This window comes from Bacillus sp. 05T31, assembly GCF_056396725.1.
The window spans coordinates 1-638 of sequence record NZ_JBFTMA010001230.1; the positions used below are offsets into that span (position 1 = coordinate 1).

1 protein-coding gene is annotated in these 638 nt (G+C 33.9%); it reads right to left on the bottom strand.

What is annotated here, in order from left to right; all coding sequences use genetic code 11:
- Positions 1-638: MSCRAMM family protein (locus tag AC1DJR_RS32620; RefSeq protein WP_477004529.1), on the bottom strand; the 638-nt coding region annotated here is incomplete at both ends.

A 638-nucleotide genomic window follows, 5' to 3' on the forward strand; every position in this document is an offset into this window, starting at 1 on the left:
TTTCCTTTCCATCTTGATCTGTTGTTACTTTTGTTACTACTTTTCCTTTTTCATCTTGCACTTCGAAAGTTACGCCCGCTAATATTGCGCCACTTTCTTTGTCCACTTTTGTAATTTCTACTGAACCTTTGTCTAATAATTCATTCTCTACTTTCAATGATAAAACTTCCGTCATACCTTTTGTAATTTCAAATGATACTGGTTCTGTTAATTTTTTGTATCCTGGTAAGTTTTCTTTCTCTACTAATTTGTACTTACCTACAGATAAATCTGAAATTGTTGCTTTTCCTTCTTTATCTGTCGTTACTTCTGTTACTACTTTTCCTTGCTCATCTTGCACTTCAAAAACTACGCCTGCTAATGCTTTTTGGCTCTCTTTATCTACTTTTGTAATTTCTACGTTACCCTTGTCTAACATTTCGTTTTCTACTGTTAAAGTAAGAGATTTTGTCATGCCTTTTTCAATTTGGAAAGTAATCGGATCGACTAATTGCTTATATCCTTTTGGTGCTTTTACTTCTACCAACTTGTATGTTCCAACTGATAAATTAGTAACTTGTGCGTGTCCTTTTTTATCTGTCGTTATTTTAGCGACTACTTGTCCTGCTTCGTCTTGAATCTCAAATACTGCATCAGCT